This is a genomic window from Streptomyces sp. rh34, from assembly GCF_002551245.1.
Taxonomy (GTDB): Bacteria; Actinomycetota; Actinomycetes; order Streptomycetales; family Streptomycetaceae; genus Streptomyces.
On sequence record NZ_NTGZ01000023.1, the window covers coordinates 1 to 16822 of the forward strand.

The following is a 16822-nucleotide window of genomic DNA, read 5'->3' on the forward strand; positions in this document are numbered from 1 at the left end:
CCTGGAGCGGCAGGCGCCGTGCGGCCCGCCGTGCCTCCTCGGCCATGGCCAGGGCCTCCGCGCGCCGGCCTCCCCGGGCGGCGGTGTAGGCCAGGGTGCACAGCATCTGCGCGTAGGCCGACGAGGCCGCGTCCGTCCGCAGCCCTGTCGCCTCCACCCGGGCCGCGGCCGACTCCATGAGGGTTTGGGCTTCCTCGCCCCGGTCCTGGTGGCGCAGCACGATTGCGAGCTCGCGGGAGGCAGCAGCGGCGGCGAGCGGGGACCCGGACACTTCGGCCCAGGTGCGCGCGCGGTCGGCGGTGAGGCGAGCCTGCTCGTACGAGCCGAGCTTGATCAGGAGGGCGGCGCTCAGGCTATAGACGGAGGAAATTCGGGCCTGGTCCAGCTCGCGGCGCGAGGAGGCAGCGGCGTGCCCGTCGGCCAGGAGGCCCGGCAGCAGACCGAGGAGCTGTGTGTGGGCCCCCTTGTCGTAGAGGTCGCGGGCGGAGGCCAAACGGGCGTCCAGGGCACCCCTGCCCGTGGGCGGCGGGGTGTCGGCCAAAGCCCGGTCCATGCCGAGCAGCATGGCGGCCGGTACGGTCGCCGTGGCGGCGAGCAACGAGCGGCGGCGCATCGGGTCCTCCTCGGCGTGCGGACTGGCCGACACTCTAGTGCTGGCCAGTCCGGAAGGAGCGGGGGGCGCCAGAGAACTCACCAGGACGTGTCGAGGAACGCCCACCGTGGAGGCGGCCCGGTGAATGAGCGTCAGGTCGGTGACCCGGGTGCGGCGTTCCATCCGCGAGACCGTCGCCGCCGAGCACCCCAGGTGCTCGCCGAGTTCGGCGAGCGTCCATTCTCGGTGCTCACGGCCCAACCGTACGAGTCCGCCCGGTTGTCGCCGGGCGACTAACTCCCTAACCTTCGCGCTGTTCCAGAGCGGGTCACCGGGCACTGGTCCCTCCCCCTGCTACACGACCGGGGGCCACCACGGTACGGCCGCGCGGCGGCGTCCGTCGAGACCGCTTGCACCACGTGCAAACACCTTGCAAGGGAACCCAGTTGATCACCGGCCGGGTGCCGAATGCGGTGTTCTCGTTACATCGCCCACACCTCGTGGGGCACCATCCAAAGGAGGCACCATGGCAACCGCAGTCGACACCCCCGTCGCCACCGACCCGGTGACCGGACCGGCCCGCTCCCCCCGTGACATCGTGCCGGCGGGCCTCTGGGAGAAGCAGGTCGGCCTGCTGATGCGGGACTACCCGTACGACTCCGTCATGGCCACCCGCGTCCTCGGCCAGGGCTACGCCTACCTGCTCACTGCCATGTCCCTCCGGGGCCAGGGCCTGGGACTCGTCCCGAGCAAGCTGGTCGACATCGGCGCCCACACGATCATCCTGGACACCGTCGCCTACGCCGAGCTGTGCGACAAGTACAACGGCGGGTACTTCCTGCACCACGTGCCCGAGGTCGAGATGAAGAACGACGGGTCGGTCATCAAGACCGCCCACCTCGTCGCCCGCGCCGGTTGGGAGGTGGACCTCCCGCTGTGGGAGGACGCTGCCGACTGCGGCCCCTGCCACCCGGGCAACGACTCGCACTGACCCTCACCTGATGCCCTCGTCGGTCCGGGCCCACGGCTCGGGCCGTTGAGGCGCGCCCGGGTGACTTTCGCCCGGACCGGCAGCAGCCTCCGCGCGGTGCCGCCAGGATGACGCGGGTGACGACCACGACCACAGACCTATGGCACTACTACGGCCGGGCCCGCGCCGCGAAGGACCACGCCGTCCCCGACTCCTTCCGCTGGACCTGGGATCAGCAGGACGGGCCGGGCCCGGAAGTCCTCGGCGACCTCACCGGCAAGACCGTGGCCGACCTCGGCGCTGGCGCCGCCCGCCACGCCGCGCACCTGGCCGTGCACCACGCTCCGAACCGGATCGATGCCGTGGACGCGTCCACGGCCCAGCACAGTATGGCCACCGCCCTGTACGCCGACCTCGCCCCGCGCCTGCACTTCGTCCACGCGGACGTCGTCGCCCACCTTCGCGTGAACCCGGGCTCCTATGACGTGCTTTACAGCCTCTTCGGGGCGGTGGACTTCACCGACCCCCGCGAGTTGCTCCCGGCCGCCGCTGAGGCGCTCCGCCCCGGTGGGCACCTAGTCTTCTCCACCCTCGCCCACTACCTGTCCGGCAAGCCCGCGCAGCCGGATGTCACGGCCGCCGAGGTGCCGGCGAAGACCCCGGGGGGCGAGAGCGCCACCATGCACCGGTGGGTGCTGCAGGAGCACGTGTGGACCAAGGTCCTGGCCCAGGCCGGGTTCACCGACATCCGCGTCGAGGAGCTGCCCGCTGGCGACGGCCCCCGGCCCGCCGCCACCCTCCTCGTCGCGGCCGAGCGCCCCGCCACCTGAGACCGGGCCGGGGAATGCCGCTGCCCGGGCCCAGCTTCCTGGGCTCCGGGGCCGCGGTGCGTTCGCGCTGAGGGCCAGCTGAGGCGTGCTGGCTGTCGATCAAGGGCCGGCTGACCCGTCACGGGCTCCGCCACGGCCACCGCACGCTCCTGGAGGAGCTGGGCTGCCCGAAGGTTCTCGTGGACGAGCGCCTGGGCCACGAGGACGGATCGGTCAGCGCCCGGTACACCCACGTGACGGACACCATGCGCGCGCTCCTCATGGACCAGCTCACCGAGGTCTGGCACGAGTCCCTGGAGGACCGGCTGCTCCTCGCCCCGCGCTCCCCGGCCCCGATCCTCGACCGGCTCTTACAGCAGCGCGCCGCCGAGCGGCGCCACCCCGTTTCAAGATCACACCCAGATGCAACGCAGTCAGGGCCGGTCTCCCTGAAGGAAAACCGGCCCTGACCTGGTACTTAGCTGTCGGGGTGGCGGGATTTGAACCCACGACCTCTTCGTCCCGAACGAAGCGCGCTGCCAAGCTGCGCTACACCCCGATGTCCACCGGACTCCCGGCGACATCGATTACTTTAGCCCACCGGCGCCCGGAGGCGAAATCCGGTTTCTCCGGTGCTGGAACCACCCCGTCACGTTCGGCCGGAGGTGGTCCACGGTGGTGATCAGGACGCCCAGGGCGGCGAAGAGGAGGCCGAGGGCGAGGGACTGGGTGAGGGCGCCTGCGTAGCCGTACGTGTCGACGTCGAGGAACGGGTACGGGTAGCGGGCCGGGGCGCCGGGGGAGAGCAGGGCTCCGCGGGTCAGGGTGAGGGCCAGGTAGGCCGCGGGGGCGGACAGCCAGAGCGGGATGTGGGCCAGGCGCAGGGTCCGGGGGGCCGTCAGCAGGAGCCAGTCCGCGGCGACGGTCAGGGGGGTCGCCGTGTGGAGCAGGAAGCTCGCGGCGGTGGACCAGCAGGTCCCTGTGGACGGGCAGGCCCGGGGGGCGCTCATCGGGGAGCCGCCGTAGTTCACCAGTACCAGGTGGTACATCAGGCCGGTGACCGCGGCGAGCAGGAGCACCCCGCCCGACAGCCGCGGCGACAGCGGCGGACCGCCCCGCCAGGAATGTACGGCCGACCACCCGAAAGCACCCGCGATGAGGAAGTTCGCCAGGACCGTGAAGTGGATCGGCGTCGGTGGCGCGTAGCCGGTCGCCAGGGCGATGACCGGGCCCGCGGCCGCTGCCCCGCACGCGGTCGCGCGCAGGGCCGTGGCCCAGGGGCGCCGGGGGACGGTGGGGTCCGGGAGCGCCTCTCCCGCCCGGGGGCGGGGGAGCAGGGCGGTCCGGGGCGCGGTCATGATTTGTACCGTAAGCGGGTGGGAAGACCCCCGCGATTCGTCCGCCCGCCCCGCGTGCCTCCTTGCCGGACGCCTCGGCGCCGGGACCCCCGCCCCGCCCCGCGGGCCCTTGCTCAGGCCTTCGGCGTCAGTGTCAGCAGGGTGACCTCGGGCGGGCAGGCGAAGCGGACCGGGGTGTAGCGGTTGGTGCCGCAGCCCGCGGAGACGTGGAGGTAGGCGCGCCGGTCGCCGACCGTGTGGCTGGACAGGCCCTTGACCCGGTCGGTGTCCAGGTCGCAGTTGGTGACCAGCGCCCCGTAGAACGGGATGCACAGCTGGCCGCCGTGCGTGTGGCCCGCCAGGATCAAGGGGTAGCCGTCGGCCGTGAAGGCGTCCAGGGAGCGCAGGTACGGGGCGTGGACCACGCCGATGGAGAGGTCGGCGCCGCTCGGAGGGCCGCCCTGGACCTCGGCGTAACGGTCCCGCTTGATGTGCGGGTCGTCCAGGCCGGTGAACGCCAGCTCCAGGCCGTCGAGCTTGAGCCGGCCCCGCGTGTTCGACAGGTTCAGCCAGCCCGCCTCGTCGAAGGCGTCGCGCATCGGCTCCCACGGGTTGTGGACGACGCCGACCGCGGGGGCGTTGCCGTTGAGGCCGTGCTTGCCCCGGGTCTTCTCCAGGAGGTAGCGCGCGGGGTTGCGGAGCTTGGGGCCGTAGTAGTCGTTGGAGCCGAAGACGTACACCCCCGGGAACTCCATCAGCGGGCCGAGTGCGTCGAGCACCTCCGGCACGGCCTCCGGGTCGGAGAGGTTGTCGCCGGTGTTCACGACGAAGTCGGGGCGCAGTCCGGCGAGCGACTGGAGCCAGGCGCGCTTCTTGCGCTGACCGCTCACCATGTGGATGTCGGAGACCTGGAGTACGCGCAACGGACGCGCCCCGTACGGGAGTACGGGAACGGTGACTCGTCGCAGTCGGAACGAGCGGGCCTCGAACCCGGCGGCGTAGGCGAGTCCGGCCGCGCCTACCGCCGCGCCGACTGCCGTGACTTTCAGGGGTACTCCGTAGCGTGCGCGCATGCGCCCATCGTCGCAGAAGCGGAACCGTGAGCGGAAAACCGGTGGGGCGGCCGGAAAACCGGTGGGCGGGCCGGGCCCCGCACCTGTCACAATCGCGGCATGACCACGCTCAAGTCCAAGCTCAAGGAAGACCTTCACACGGCCATGAAGGCGCGTGACGAGCTGACCTCGTCCACGCTTCGGCTCACCCTCACCGCGATCACCAAGGAAGAGGTCAGCGGCAAGTCGGCGCGCGAGCTCTCCGACGACGAGGTGCGGAAGGTGATCGCGAGGGAGGCGAAGAAGCGCCGGGAGGCGGCCGAGGCCTTCGCCCAGGGCGGCCGGACCGAGCAGGCCGAGCGGGAGAAGGCGGAGGGCGAGCTGCTCGACGGCTACCTGCCCAAGCAGCTCTCCGACGACGAGCTGAACGCGATCGTGGCGTCCGCCGTCGAGGAGGCGAAGGCCGCCGGGGCCGAGGGGCCGCGTGCGATGGGCGCCGTCATGAAGATCGTCAACCCGAAGGTCGCCGGGCTCGCCGAGGGCGGCCGGGTCGCCGGCGCGGTGAAGAAGCTCCTCGCCGGCTGAGGTAGGCGGGGAAGACGGAGAAAAGGGTGGGCGCCCCGGTCCAGGACCGGGGCGCCCACCCTTTTCCGCTATCCGTACGGGTACGGGCAGGGGTACGCATGCGGGTCAGGGGCCGTTCTGGCCACGCCCGCCGCCACCGCCCGGTCCGCCGATCACGCCGTCCGGGAGTTCGATGCCGGGGAAGCGGTCGTTGCCGCGGCCGGGCTTGGCGTCATCGCGGTCGTCGTCGCCGCCGCGGTCGCGGTCCCGGTCCCGGTCGCCCTTCTCCTCGTCCTTCTCCTTCTTCTCCTTGCCCCGGGGGACGGCGACCTGGTTGAACCCGGGAGTCTCCGACGCGTCCAGCGCTCCGGTCATCGCGATGCGCCAGATCGGACCGGGCAGACAGCCGCCGCAGACCTTGTCGTAGTACTGGCCGCCGATGGTGACGTTGAACATCGAGCTCTTCTCGCCGACGTCGTCACCGACCCACACCGCGGTGGAGAGGTTCGGCGTGTACCCGACGAACCAGGCGTCCTTGCGGTCGTTGGTCGTACCGGTCTTGCCCGCGTTGTCCCGGTCGCTGAGTCCGGCCCGGGTGCCGGTGCCGTCCTCGACGACGCCCTTGAGCATCTGGTTGATCGTGTCCGCGGTCTTCTCGCTCATCGCCCGCGAGCAGGATGTCTTCGGCACGGGGATCTTCTTGCCCTGCGGGTCCTTGATGGACTCGATGGCGATCGGCGTGCAGTACGTGCCCCGGTTGGCGAACGCGGCGTAGGCGCCGGCCATGGAGAGCGGGGTGCTCACCTCGCCGCCGAGGGTGATCGAGGGGGCCTCGACGATCTTCTTGCCGTCACCCCGCTCGTAGCCGACCTTCTTGGCCATCTCCACGGTCTCGCAGAGGCCGACCTTCTGTTCCAGCAGCGCGAAGTAGGTGTTGATGGACTTGCCGAGCGCGCTCGTCATGTCCCAGGTGCCCTTCTCGGACTCCAGCTCGTTCTGCAGGGGCCAGTCCGCGTAACCGGCAGGGGAGCCGGAGCAGTTCCGGAAGTCCCGCTCCTTGAGCGTCATCTTCCAGTCCGTCGAGAACGTCGTCGCCGGGCTGATGCCCTTCTCCAGCGCCGCGGCCGCGGTGAACGGCTTGAACGTCGAGCCGACCTGGAAGCCGTACGTGCTGCCGCCCATCTTGTTGCTGACGGCGAGGTTCAGCACGGTCTCGTTCTGCTTCTGGTCCAGGCCGTAGGGGCGGGACTGGCCCATGGAGAGGATCTTGCCGCTGCCCGGCCGGACCTGCACCACGGACGCCGCGAACTTGTCGTCCTTGTTGACCTTCGCGGTGGCCGCCTCGTTGGCGGCCTTCTGGGCGCGCGGGTCCAGCGTGGTCCGGATGGTCAGGCCGCCGAGGTTCCAGAGCTTGGCCCGCTCCTCGTCGGTCTTGCCGAAGGCGGGGTCGGTGAGGATCGTCTTGCGGACGTAGTCGCAGAAGAAGCCGGAGCCGCTGACGGCGGTGATGCAGCCGTTCTTCGGCCGGGAGACCTTCAGCTTGATGGGCGTCTCCATGGCCTTGTCGGCCTCGGCCCGCGAGATGTCCTTGACCGCGGCCATCCGCGCCAGCACGACGTTGCGGCGCTTGGTCGCTTCCTCGATGTCGTTGACCGGGTCGTAGCGGCTCGGTGACTGGACGAGGCCGGCGAGCAGCGCGGCCTCCTCCACCTTGAGGTCCTTGGCGCGCTTGGAGAAGTAGCGCTGGGAGGCGGCCTCGATGCCGTACGCCTGCTGCCCGAAGAACGTGATGTTGAGGTAGTTCTCCAGGATCTTCTTCTTGCCGAGCTCCTCCTCGACCTGGATCGCGTACTTCAGCTCACGGACCTTGCGGCCGAGCGTCTGCTGCGTGGCCTGGGCGACCTTCTCCGGGTCGTCGCCCGCCTCCTCGACGAAGACGTTCTTCACGTACTGCTGGGTGAGGGTCGACGCACCCTGCGCGGCCCCGCCCGCCTGCACGTTGCGGTTCATCGCGCGGAGGATGCCCTTGAGGTCGACCGCGCCGTGCTCGTAGAAGCGGGAGTCCTCGATCGCGATGATCGCGGCCTGCATGTACGGCGAGATGTCCTTGAGCGGGACGACCGTGCGGTCGCGGGAGTACACCGTGGCGATGGTGCCGCCGTCGCGGTCCTGGATCGTGGTCCGTTGGCTGAGCGGTGGAGTCTTGAGGTTGGAGGGGATCTCGTCGAATCCTTCGACCGTCCCCTTGGCGGCGAGCCCCAGCGCTCCGGCTGCGGGCAGCGCGATGCCTGCCAGGACAGCTCCGGAGAGCGCGGCGACACCGAGGAACTTGGCGGCCTGCTGGGTCGTGGTGAGACCCCCGCCCGAGCGCTTCTTTGGCATAGGGGGCAGCCTAATCCGTAGTGATGAACGTGTCGCAGGAGCAGGGGTCTCTCGGAGCGTTCGGGTACCGGACCGTGACATCCGGGCGGGTCCCACCGCCTGCCGACCGCCTGCAGACCGCCTGTCCGGCGCCGGCCTGGCGGGACCGGCCGCGGCCTTCCCGGCGGGAGCGTGCCGGGCATCGCGGCGCGGGTGCGCGGACGCGGGGCGCCCGCGTTCTCATTCGCCGGACAGACGGACAGGCCTTGGCCTAAGCTGTTCTCAACTGTCACAGCAGTCCGGTTCCGTATCAAGTCCCCTGCCATCCCATGCACATCTTCTGGTCATTCTTCACCCGGCGGATGAGCAACCGCATTGTCCTTCGCGTAGCCATCGAGGCGCTCCCGAAATCGCCCCGTATGTCACGAGAAGTCCCTTGCAACTTGAGTGCACTGTCCCCTTTTCGCGGAGATAGTCGCGCATGTCCTCGGCTCACTCCCCTGGGTGATCTGCCGCATACGCATAGTCCGTTCGGACCATTCAAGATTGGGCCCGAAGGGGGTGTTGTGCTGTCCCCACCTTCCGTAACGTCCTCAACTGGCAGCGGTGAATATGCCGCTACCGCCGTGGGGGAGCCTCGATTCGGGAGAGGACGGCGCCGGCATGGGCTGGGTAACCGACTGGAGTGCGCAGGCAGCCTGCCGCACTACCGATCCGGATGAACTGTTCGTACAAGGGGCAGCGCAGAACAGAGCCAAGGCGGTGTGCACCGGATGTCCGGTGCGGACCGAGTGCCTGGCCGATGCGCTCGACAATCGCGTCGAATTCGGCGTGTGGGGCGGAATGACGGAGCGGGAGCGCCGCGCACTGCTGCGGCGCCGGCCCACCGTCACGTCCTGGCGCCGACTGCTGGAGACCGCGCGCAGCGAATACGAGCGGTCCACCGGCATTCTGCCCGGAGTCATCGGGCTGGAGGACGAGGAACTGCACGAGACGTACGCGGCGGTCGGGTAGGCGTCGACGCCGCCGGGCCGGCCCGTGTGCCGCCAGGTCGGGGCCGCTGTGCCACCTGATCAGGGCCGCGTGGCTCCGGATGGTGCTTGAGCTGCCTCGGTGGCGGTGTTACGCCGCCCCGGTGAACGGTGTCTACGCCGCTCCGGCAGGGGTCGGCGCGGAACCGTCCGCCAGGCGGTCGCCGATGGCCCGGAGGCCGTCCAGGTCGTGGACGTCGCCGGGCAGCGCTGCCACGGCCGTCACCGGCACCTCGGGGTGCAGCGCGGTGAAGCGGTCGCGGGTGCGGTGCTCGCGGGCGACGATCTGCATGCGCTCGGCGTGCAGACGCAGCAGACCCGCCGTCAGTTCCTCGACGCCGAGGGCAACGTCGACGATCTCGTCAGTGGTCGCTCGGGCGGGGCCGGTCGCTTCGGCGGGGCCGGTCGCGGGTGTCGCGATGTTCTCGTGGGGCGGCTCGTTCTCCGTCGTGTCCTGGTGCTCGGCTGCGGGCTCGGGCCCGGACGCCCGGCCGGCCTCGGGGGAGAGGAGCGGCTCGGTCGGTCCGGAAGCAGTGACCGCCGGGTCAGGGGCTTCCTGGTCACCAAGGCCAGCTTTCCCGGCCCTCTGATCCACAATGCGGGTGTCGTCAAGATTTTCCGCGGCGGCCAGAGCCTGCTCGGCCGAGAGCCGCGAAGCCTCGCTGCCGTGCACACGGTTGAGGACCAGACCGGCCAGCGGCATCTTCTCGGCGGCCAGCCGTTCCACGAAATAGGCGGCCTCGCGCAGCGCGTCCTGCTCCGGCGTCGCCACCACGAGAAAGGCCGTGCCGGGCGCCTGGAGCAGCTTGTACGTGGCGTCCGCGCGGCTGCGGAAGCCACCGAACATGGTGTCCATCGCGGCGACGAACGTCTGGACGTCCCGCAGGAACTGACCCCCGAGCAGCTTGCCCAGCGTTCCGCTCATCATCGACATACCGACATTGAGGAATTTCATCCCGGCCCGGCCGCCCACCCTCGCGGGCGCCATCAGCAGCCGGATGAACTTCCCGTCGAGGAACGACCCGAGCCGCTTCGGCGCGTCCAGGAAGTCCAGCGCGGAGCGCGAGGGAGGGGTGTCGACGACGATCAGGTCCCACGCGTCGCGCGCCCGCAGCTGCCCGAGCTTCTCCATCGCCATGTACTCCTGCGTACCGGCGAACCCGGCCGACAGGGACTGGTAGAAGGGGTTCTCCAGGATCGCCCTGGCCCGTTCGGCGTCCGCGTGCGCCTCGACGGTCTCGTCGAAGGTCCGCTTCATGTCGAGCATCATGGCGTGCAGTTCGCCCTCGCCGTCGATGCCGTCGACCCGCCTCGGCACGTTGTCCAGCCGGTCGATGCCCATGGACTGGGCGAGCCGGCGGGCCGGGTCGATGGTGAGGACGACGACCTTCCGGCCGCGTTCGGCGGCCCGTACGCCGAGGGCGGCGGCGGTCGTGGTCTTGCCGACCCCGCCGGAGCCGCAGCACACGATGATCCGGATGCCGGGGTCGTCCAGCAACGCGTCCGTGTCCAGACCCGCCTCGGCCGCGGCCGTACCGGATGTGTCCGCTGTCATGCGTCCCCCTCTTCCCCCGCGCCCTGCTTACGGAGCTCCGTGGCCAGGTCGTGCAGCGTGGCGAGATCCACCCCGTCACCGATCAACGGCAGCTCCGCCGTCGGCAGCCCGAGACCGGCCAGTACCGCGCGCTGCTCCCGCTCCAGGCCGACCCGCTCGGCGTGCTCGGCCGCCTGCTCGACCAGGGGACGCACGAGCGCTGCGGAACCGGTTACTCCGGCCCGGGTCAGCGTTCTGGCGATCTCCTTGCGGCGGCCGTCGGCGGCGGTGCGCAGGGCGTCCTCGTCGAGCAGGTGCGGGCGGACCATGTTCACGAAGACGCTGCCCACGGGCAGTTCGGCGGCGCGCAGCTCGGCGATGCCGTCCGCGGTCTCCTGGACCGGCATCTCCTCCAGGAGGGTCACCAGGTGGACCGCGGTCTGCGGGGACTTCAGGAGCCGCATCACGGCCTGGGCCTGGTTGTGTATGGGGCCGATCCGGGCCAGCCCGGCGACCTCGTCGTTGACGTTCAGGAAGCGGGTGATCCGGCCGGTCGGCGGGGCGTCCATGATCACGTGGTCGTAGACGAACCGGCCCTGCTTGTCCTTGCGGCGTACGGCTTCGCACGCCTTGCCGGTCAGCAGGACGTCCCGGACGCCGGGCGCGATGGTGGTGGCGAAGTCGATCGCGCCGAGCTTCTTCAGCGCCCGGCCCGCGCTGCCCAGCTTGTAGAACATCTGGAGGTAGTCGAGGAGCGCGCGCTCGGCGTCGATCGCCAGCGCGTGCACCTCGCCGCCGCCCGGCGCGACGGCGATCTTGCGCTCCTCGTAGGGGAGCGCGTCGGAACCGAAGAGCTGGGCGATGCCCTGCCTGCCCTCGACCTCGACGAGGAGGGTGCGCCTGCCCTCGGTCGCGAGGGCGAGCGCGAGGGCGGCGGCGACCGTGGTCTTACCGGTGCCGCCCTTGCCGCTGACGACCTGGAACCTGCTCACGTATTCGAGCCTAACCAGTCCGGCCCCGGCCTACGCACGGGACCGTACGTGCCAGGCGTTACAGTCGGGCCCATGACCAAGTGGGAATACGCGACCGTGCCGCTTCTCGTGCACGCGACCAAGCAGATTCTGGACACCTGGGGCGAGGACGGCTGGGAGCTGGTCCAGGTCGTTCCCGGCCCGAACAACCCCGAGCAGCTCGTGGCCTACCTGAAGCGGGAGAAGGCGTAGTGGCGGGCGCCGTCGAGGCGCGGCTCGCCGAGCTCGGCCTGACCCTGCCCGCCGTCGTGCCGCCGCTGGCCTCGTACCAGCCGGCCGTGCGGTCCGGGGTGTACGTGTACACCTCGGGCCAGCTGCCGATGGTGGACGGCAAGCTCGCCGTCACCGGCAAGGTCGGCGCCGAGGTCACGCCGGACGAGGCGAAGGAGCTCGCGAAGACCTGCGCGCTCAACGCGCTGGCCGCCGTGAAGTCGATCGCCGGCGACCTGGACCGGATCAGGAGCGTCGTGAAGGTCGTGGGCTTCGTCGCCTCGGCGTCCGACTTCACCGGCCAGCCCGCCGTGATCAACGGCGCCAGCGAGCTGCTGGGCGCCGTCCTCGGCGACAAGGGCGTGCACGCCCGCAGCGCCGTGGGCGTCGCCGTGCTGCCGCTGGACGCGCCGGTCGAGGTCGAGGTCCAGGTGGAACTCGTCGACGCCTGAGTACCCCTCGTCGCTCGTCCTTCCGATCCCGTCCGGTCACCTCGACCGGGCGGGATCGGTCGTGTGGGTACGGGGCGTGCCGGGCGAGTACGGGGCATGCCGGGCCACCGCGACGATCGGGGAGCCTCTCGAACATCGGCGCGGTTCCGGATAGCCTCCGGCCATGTCCCAAGGTCAGTGGTACCCCCCGGAATGGCCCGACCGGATCCGGGCCCTCGCCGCCGGTGAGCTGACGGCCGTGGCACCCAGGCGGGCCGCCACCGTGATGCTGCTCCGCGATCCGGGCGGGCCCGAGGCGAACGGGACGGGTGGCGGTCCGGGCGGGACCGGAGCGCCCGGTGGTCCTGTCGTGCACATGTTGCGCCGGCGGACCTCCATGGCATTCGCCGGAGGCGCGTACGCCTATCCGGGTGGCGGAGTCGATCCGCGCGACGACGACCGGCTGATCGGGTGGGCCGGGCCCCCGCTGGAGCACTGGGCCGCCCGGCTCGGCGTGGCGACGGTCACCGAGGCGCAGGCCGTCGTCTGCGCGGCGGTGCGCGAGACGTTCGAGGAGGCGGGCGTCCTCCTCGCCGGGCCGACCGCCGGAACCGTGGTCGGCGACACGACCGGGGAGGACTGGGAGGCCGACCGGGAGGCGCTGGTCGCCCGGGACCTGTCCTTCGCGGAGTTCCTGGACCGGCGCGGCCTGGTGCTGCGCTCGGACCTGCTGGGCGCCTGGGCGCGCTGGATCACCCCGGAGTTCGAACCTCGCCGGTACGACACCTGGTTCTTCGTCGCCGCGCTCCCCGAGGGGCAGCGCACCCGGGACGTCTCCACCGAGGCCGACCGCACGGTGTGGATCGCCCCCGCCGAGGCGGCCCGCCGCTATGACCTGGGTGAGCTGCTGATGATGCCGCCCACCGTGACCACGCTGCGGGCCCTCGCGCCGTTCAGGACGGCCGCCGAGGCGCTCGGGGCGGCCGACGGGCAGGACATGACCCCGGTCCTCGCGCAGGCCCGCCTGGAGGGCGGTGAGCTGGTGCTGAGCTGGCCGGGGCACGACGAGTTCACCAAGCACGTGCCCGCGGCGGGCGGAGGTGGTGGAGCGTGAGCGACGCGGCAGCCCTGCCCGGACAGCCGCGCGGAACCGTGGTCTCCGGCCCCGCGACCGCCCGTACGGTCAACGTCCTCGCGCCCAACCCGTCCGCGATGACGCTCGACGGGACGAACACCTGGATCGTGGCCGAGCCCGACTCCGGTCTCGCGGTCGTCATCGATCCCGGGCCGCTCGACGACGTCCACCTGAGGGCGGTGATCGAGGCGGTGGAGCGGTCCGGGCGGCGCGTGGGCCTCACGCTGCTCACCCATGGCCACCCGGACCACGCGGAGGGCGCGGGCCGGTTCGCGGAGCTGACGGGGACGAAGGTGCGGGCCCTGGACGCCGAGCTGCGGCTGGGCGACGAGGGCCTCGCGGCGGGCGACGTGATCACCACCGGCGGCCTGGAGCTGCGCGTCGTGCCGACGCCCGGGCACACCGCGGACTCGCTCTCGTTCCATCTGCCCGCCGACCGGGCGGTGCTGACGGGCGACACGATCCTCGGCCGCGGCACGACGGTGGTCGCGCACCCGGACGGGCGGCTCGGCGACTACCTGGACTCGCTCAGGCGGCTGCGGTCGCTGACGGTCGACGACGGCGTCCACACGGTGCTGCCGGGCCACGGTCCGGTGCTGGAGGACGCGCAGGGGGCGGTGGAGTTCTACCTGGCCCACCGCGCGCACCGCCTCGCCCAGGTGGAGACGGCGGTGGAGGCCGGGCACCGTACGCCGTCGGAGGTGGTGGCGAAGGTGTACGCCGAGGTGGACCGTTCCCTGTGGCCGGCCGCCGAGCTGTCGGTGCGGGCACAGCTGGAGTACCTGACCGAGCACGGGCTGATCCAGAGCTGAGCCGGCCCGTGCACGGCGAAGGGCCCCGCCGACGGAGGTACGGGGTACGTACCCGGTCGGCGGGGCCCTTCGCGTACGGAGACGGGGTCAGCGCGAACGCTTCGCCAGCCGCTCCACGTCCAGCAGGATGACCGCCCGGGCCTCAAGACGCAGCCAGCCGCGGCCCGCGAAGTCCGCGAGCGCCTTGTTGACCGTCTCGCGGGAGGCGCCGACCAGCTGGGCCAGCTCCTCCTGGGTGAGGTCGTGCACGACGTGGATGCCTTCCTCGGACTGGACGCCGAAGCGGCGCGACAGGTCCAGGAGGGCGCGGGCGACACGGCCCGGCACATCGGAGAAGACCAGGTCGGACATCTGGTCGTTGGTCTTGCGCAGCCGCCGGGCGACCGCGCGCAGCAGAGCGGTGGCCACCTCGGGCCGGGCGTTCAGCCAGGGCTGCAGGTCGCCGTGGCCGAGGCCGAGCAGCTTGACCTCGGTCAGCGCGGAGGCGGTCGCCGTGCGCGGGCCGGGGTCGAAGAGCGACAGCTCCCCGATCAGCTCGCCGGGGCCGAGCACGGCCAGCATGTTCTCGCGCCCGTCGGGTGAGGTGCGGTGGAGCTTCACCTTGCCCTCGGTGACCACGTACAGGCGGTCACCCTGGTCGCCCTCGTGGAACAGCGCGTCTCCGCGCGCGAGGGTCACCTCACTCATCGAGGCGCGGAGCTCCGCGGCCTGCTCATCATCGAGCGCCGCGAAAAGCGGGGCGCGCCGCAGAACGTCGTCCACGAATTCTCTCCTTGTCGGCCTGTCCAGGGAACCGTGGTCCCCATCATGCCGGACGGTAAAACAGTGCGATCAATCACAAACCAGTTTGACGCACGGGCGTGCCGGACCCTACGGCAGGGGGCCGATCGGGGGCGGATGTGCCGTGGCAGCGGTGGTTGTCGGTGCCTGGCTCTAGGCTGGCCGGGTGTCCAGAACGCCGGGGAGAGCGCGGTCCAAGGGGGTCGACGAGGTGCTGAAGGGCAGTAATTCCGCTGTGGGCGAACAGCCTCGGCCGCGCCCCGGGATTGCCGCGAATGGCTCCCTCGGAGGCGCGCACGGCTCCCCCGGAGAGCCAGGGAAGAAGCCGCTCCGGAAGTCGGCCAGGAGGTCCGCAGTGCCATCGTCGTCATCATCCACACCCGGCGAATCCGGTGAATCCGGCACGTCCGGTAAACCGGGCGAGGCTGCCGCGGCGCGCAAGGAGGCCACGACGCGCAAGGAGGCCACGGCCACGGCGGCCACCGCGCGTACGGCGGCTGCGGCCAAGGCTGCCGCGGTGCGCAAGGCGCCGAAGGCGGAGTCGCACCTCGCAATGGTCCGCCGGGCGCGCCGGATCAACCGCGAGCTCGCCGAGGTCTATCCGTACGCCCATCCCGAGCTGGACTTCCGTAACCCGTTCGAGCTCCTCGTGGCCACGGTCCTCTCCGCCCAGACCACCGACCTGAGGGTCAACCAGACCACCCCCGCGCTCTTCGCCGCCTACCCCACGCCCGAGGACATGGCGGCGGCCGTGCCGGAGGAGATGGAGGAGATCATCCGGCCGACCGGGTTCTTCCGGGCGAAGACCAAGTCGCTGCTCGGCCTCTCGGCCGCGCTCCGGGACGAGTTCGGCGGTGAGGTCCCGGGACGTCTGGAGGACCTGGTGAAGCTGCCAGGCGTCGGCCGCAAGACCGCCAACGTGGTCCTGGGCAACGCCTTCGGCGTCCCCGGCATCACCGTCGACACGCACTTCGGTCGTCTGGTGCGGCGCTGGAAGTGGACCGACGAGGAGGACCCGGTGAAGGTCGAGGCGGTCGTCGCCGGGATCTTCCCGAAGAGCGAGTGGACGATGCTCTCGCACCGGGTGGTGTTCCACGGCCGCCGGATCTGCCACGCCCGCAAGCCCGCCTGCGGGGCCTGCCCCATCGCCCCGCTCTGCCCTTCGTACGGGGAGGGCGAGACCGATCCGGAGAAGGCCGGGAAGCTCCTGAAGTACGAGATGGGCGGCTATCCGGGCCAGCGGCTCAGCCCGCCCGCCGACTACCCGGGAAAGCCCGCACCCGCGCTCGGGGCGGGGTGAGGGTCACCCCCTCGCCCTCGCCTTCACTCCTCAGGACGGAACGGCTCGGAACGAAATGGCCGACGACAGGCGTTGTGACTCAACGGGGGTGCCCATGACGCACGCGTACACACACGGCATGGCACGAGCCGGGAACGGCTCCGCCGAGGCGCTGAGGAACGGAAGCCCGGGAGCGCCGGGACCGATGGGCGGGGTGGCCGACGCCGGGGTCGCCGTGACCACCGACGGCATCCCCGCATGGCTCGACCCCGTCGCCCGCGCCGCGCGCAGCGTCCGGCCGCAGCAGCTCAGCCGCTTCCTGCCGCCCGAGAGCGGGGCGGGCCGGCAGTCCGCCGTCCTGGTCCTGTTCGGCGAGGGGGAGCGCGGGCCGGAGCTGCTGCTGATGGAGCGCTCCGGGACCCTGCGCTCCCACGCCGGGCAGCCGTCGTTCCCCGGCGGCGCCCTGGACCCCGAGGACGGCGACCAGGCCACCACCGGGCCCCTGCGAGCGGCGCTGCGCGAGGCCGAGGAGGAGACCGGGCTCGACCCCCGGGGCGTACAGATCTTCGGCGTGCTGCCCCGGCTCTACATCCCGGTCAGCAGCTTCGTCGTGACGCCCGTGCTCGGCTGGTGGCGCGCGCCCAGCCCGGTCGGGGTGGTCGATCCGGCCGAGACGGCCCGGGTCTTCACGGTCCCCGTGGCGGATCTCACGGATCCCGCGAACCGGGCCACGGCCGTCCACCCGAGCGGGCACAGCGGCCCGGCATTCCTGGTCGAATCGGCCCTGGTCTGGGGGTTCACGGCCGGAGTGATCGACCGGATTGTGCACTACGCGGGATGGGAACGGCCCTGGGACAGGGACAGGCAGGTGCCGCTCGACTGGCGCGCATGACA

18 protein-coding genes and 1 tRNA gene are annotated in these 16822 nt (G+C 71.5%); 11 read left to right on the forward strand and 8 right to left on the reverse strand.

Annotation, left to right across the window (positions count from 1 at the left end; all coding sequences use genetic code 11):
- The coding region (locus CR470_RS07650; RefSeq protein ID WP_107489450.1) for a helix-turn-helix domain-containing protein at nucleotides 1–931 on the reverse strand (931 nt) is incomplete at its 3' end.
- A 187-nt stretch (nucleotides 932–1118) separates the two neighbouring features.
- Between CR470_RS07650 and CR470_RS07655 the strand changes: the two genes are divergently transcribed.
- The 3 genes from CR470_RS07655 to CR470_RS07665 all read left to right on the forward strand — a co-directional run bounded on the left by CR470_RS07655 (nucleotide 1119) and on the right by CR470_RS07665 (nucleotide 2841).
- Nucleotides 1119–1583, forward strand: coding sequence for a glycine-rich domain-containing protein (locus tag CR470_RS07655; RefSeq protein ID WP_097866806.1), 465 nt, complete (start codon nucleotides 1119–1121; stop codon nucleotides 1581–1583).
- A 107-nt stretch (nucleotides 1584–1690) separates the two neighbouring features.
- Nucleotides 1691–2392 (forward strand): class I SAM-dependent methyltransferase, encoded by a 702-nt coding sequence (locus CR470_RS07660; RefSeq protein WP_097866807.1) that lies wholly within the window; start codon nucleotides 1691–1693, stop codon nucleotides 2390–2392.
- Between the two features lie 110 nt (nucleotides 2393–2502).
- Nucleotides 2503–2841 (forward strand): site-specific integrase, encoded by a 339-nt coding sequence (locus CR470_RS07665; RefSeq protein WP_257138494.1) that lies wholly within the window; start codon nucleotides 2503–2505, stop codon nucleotides 2839–2841.
- A 15-nt stretch (nucleotides 2842–2856) separates the two neighbouring features.
- Here the strand turns inward: CR470_RS07665 and CR470_RS07670 are convergent.
- The 3 genes from CR470_RS07670 to CR470_RS07680 form a co-directional block, all read right to left on the reverse strand.
- Nucleotides 2857–2930, reverse strand: a tRNA-Pro gene (locus tag CR470_RS07670).
- A 28-nt stretch (nucleotides 2931–2958) separates the two neighbouring features.
- Nucleotides 2959–3729 (reverse strand): Pr6Pr family membrane protein, encoded by a 771-nt coding sequence (locus CR470_RS07675; protein ID WP_097866809.1) that lies wholly within the window; start codon nucleotides 3727–3729, stop codon nucleotides 2959–2961.
- Nucleotides 3730–3842: 113 nt separating this feature from the next.
- On the reverse strand, nucleotides 3843–4781 hold the full coding sequence (locus tag CR470_RS07680) for a metallophosphoesterase (protein WP_097866810.1): 939 nt from the start codon (nucleotides 4779–4781) through the stop codon (nucleotides 3843–3845).
- Nucleotides 4782–4880: 99 nt separating this feature from the next.
- On the opposite strand from CR470_RS07680, the gene CR470_RS07685 reads away from it, so the two are divergent.
- Nucleotides 4881–5345, forward strand: coding sequence for a GatB/YqeY domain-containing protein (locus CR470_RS07685; protein WP_097866811.1), 465 nt, complete (start codon nucleotides 4881–4883; stop codon nucleotides 5343–5345).
- A gap of 105 nt (nucleotides 5346–5450) precedes the next feature.
- On the opposite strand, the gene CR470_RS07690 is transcribed toward CR470_RS07685, so the two are convergent.
- Complete coding sequence (locus CR470_RS07690; protein ID WP_097866812.1) at nucleotides 5451–7706, reverse strand: transglycosylase domain-containing protein; 2256 nt, start codon at nucleotides 7704–7706, stop codon at nucleotides 5451–5453.
- A 642-nt stretch (nucleotides 7707–8348) separates the two neighbouring features.
- Between CR470_RS07690 and CR470_RS07700 the strand changes: the two genes are divergently transcribed.
- Nucleotides 8349–8699, forward strand: a complete 351-nt coding sequence (locus tag CR470_RS07700; RefSeq protein WP_006126397.1) for a WhiB family transcriptional regulator — start codon at nucleotides 8349–8351, stop codon at nucleotides 8697–8699.
- 132 nt (nucleotides 8700–8831) lie between these two features.
- On the opposite strand, the gene CR470_RS07705 is transcribed toward CR470_RS07700, so the two are convergent.
- Nucleotides 8832–10271, reverse strand: coding sequence for an ArsA family ATPase (locus CR470_RS07705; RefSeq protein WP_097866813.1), 1440 nt, complete (start codon nucleotides 10269–10271; stop codon nucleotides 8832–8834).
- Nucleotides 10268–11242 (reverse strand): ArsA family ATPase, encoded by a 975-nt coding sequence (locus CR470_RS07710; protein ID WP_097866814.1) that lies wholly within the window; start codon nucleotides 11240–11242, stop codon nucleotides 10268–10270. The genes CR470_RS07705 and CR470_RS07710 overlap by 4 nt, the downstream gene beginning before the upstream one ends.
- A gap of 72 nt (nucleotides 11243–11314) precedes the next feature.
- On the opposite strand from CR470_RS07710, the gene CR470_RS07715 reads away from it, so the two are divergent.
- The 4 genes from CR470_RS07715 to CR470_RS07730 all read left to right on the forward strand — a co-directional run bounded on the left by CR470_RS07715 (nucleotide 11315) and on the right by CR470_RS07730 (nucleotide 13869).
- Nucleotides 11315–11473, forward strand: coding sequence for a DUF4177 domain-containing protein (locus tag CR470_RS07715; RefSeq protein ID WP_003967454.1), 159 nt, complete (start codon nucleotides 11315–11317; stop codon nucleotides 11471–11473).
- On the forward strand, nucleotides 11473–11943 hold the full coding sequence (locus CR470_RS07720; protein WP_097866815.1) for a RidA family protein: 471 nt from the start codon (nucleotides 11473–11475) through the stop codon (nucleotides 11941–11943). Before CR470_RS07715 ends, CR470_RS07720 begins: the two co-directional genes overlap by 1 nt.
- A 163-nt stretch (nucleotides 11944–12106) precedes the next feature.
- Nucleotides 12107–13036 (forward strand): NUDIX hydrolase, encoded by a 930-nt coding sequence (locus CR470_RS07725; RefSeq protein ID WP_097866816.1) that lies wholly within the window; start codon nucleotides 12107–12109, stop codon nucleotides 13034–13036.
- A complete protein-coding gene (locus CR470_RS07730; RefSeq protein WP_097866817.1) occupies nucleotides 13033–13869 on the forward strand; it encodes an MBL fold metallo-hydrolase in 837 nt (278 codons plus the stop codon). The genes CR470_RS07725 and CR470_RS07730 overlap by 4 nt, the downstream gene beginning before the upstream one ends.
- 87 nt (nucleotides 13870–13956) lie before the next feature.
- Here the strand turns inward: CR470_RS07730 and CR470_RS07735 are convergent, their stop codons facing one another.
- Nucleotides 13957–14631 carry a Crp/Fnr family transcriptional regulator gene (locus CR470_RS07735; RefSeq protein ID WP_003967450.1) on the reverse strand — a complete coding sequence of 225 codons (675 nt, stop codon included), beginning with the start codon at nucleotides 14629–14631 and terminating at the stop codon, nucleotides 13957–13959.
- 535 nt (nucleotides 14632–15166) lie between these two features.
- Between CR470_RS07735 and nth the strand changes: the two genes are divergently transcribed.
- Nucleotides 15167–15949 (forward strand): endonuclease III, encoded by a 783-nt coding sequence (gene nth / locus CR470_RS07740; RefSeq protein ID WP_257138495.1) that lies wholly within the window; start codon nucleotides 15167–15169, stop codon nucleotides 15947–15949.
- Between the two features lie 94 nt (nucleotides 15950–16043).
- Nucleotides 16044–16820 (forward strand): NUDIX hydrolase, encoded by a 777-nt coding sequence (locus CR470_RS07745; protein ID WP_179892177.1) that lies wholly within the window; start codon nucleotides 16044–16046, stop codon nucleotides 16818–16820.
- Nucleotides 16821–16822 lie beyond the last annotated feature (2 nt).

Coding starts and splice junctions, on each gene's coding strand:
- CR470_RS07705 (WP_097866813.1), bottom strand. CDS start 10,271: ATGACAGCGGACACATCCGGTACGGCCGCGGCCGAGGCGGGTCTGGAC.
- CR470_RS07655 (WP_097866806.1), top strand. CDS start 1,119: ATGGCAACCGCAGTCGACACCCCCGTCGCCACCGACCCGGTGACCGGA.
- CR470_RS07660 (WP_097866807.1), top strand. CDS start 1,691: ATGACGCGGGTGACGACCACGACCACAGACCTATGGCACTACTACGGC.
- CR470_RS07675 (WP_097866809.1), bottom strand. CDS start 3,729: ATGACCGCGCCCCGGACCGCCCTGCTCCCCCGCCCCCGGGCGGGAGAG.
- CR470_RS07725 (WP_097866816.1), top strand. CDS start 12,107: ATGTCCCAAGGTCAGTGGTACCCCCCGGAATGGCCCGACCGGATCCGG.
- CR470_RS07715 (WP_003967454.1), top strand. CDS start 11,315: ATGACCAAGTGGGAATACGCGACCGTGCCGCTTCTCGTGCACGCGACC.
- CR470_RS07680 (WP_097866810.1), bottom strand. CDS start 4,781: ATGCGCGCACGCTACGGAGTACCCCTGAAAGTCACGGCAGTCGGCGCG.
- CR470_RS07690 (WP_097866812.1), bottom strand. CDS start 7,706: ATGCCAAAGAAGCGCTCGGGCGGGGGTCTCACCACGACCCAGCAGGCC.
- CR470_RS07700 (WP_006126397.1), top strand. CDS start 8,349: ATGGGCTGGGTAACCGACTGGAGTGCGCAGGCAGCCTGCCGCACTACC.
- CR470_RS07745 (WP_179892177.1), top strand. CDS start 16,044: ATGACGCACGCGTACACACACGGCATGGCACGAGCCGGGAACGGCTCC.
- CR470_RS07685 (WP_097866811.1), top strand. CDS start 4,881: ATGACCACGCTCAAGTCCAAGCTCAAGGAAGACCTTCACACGGCCATG.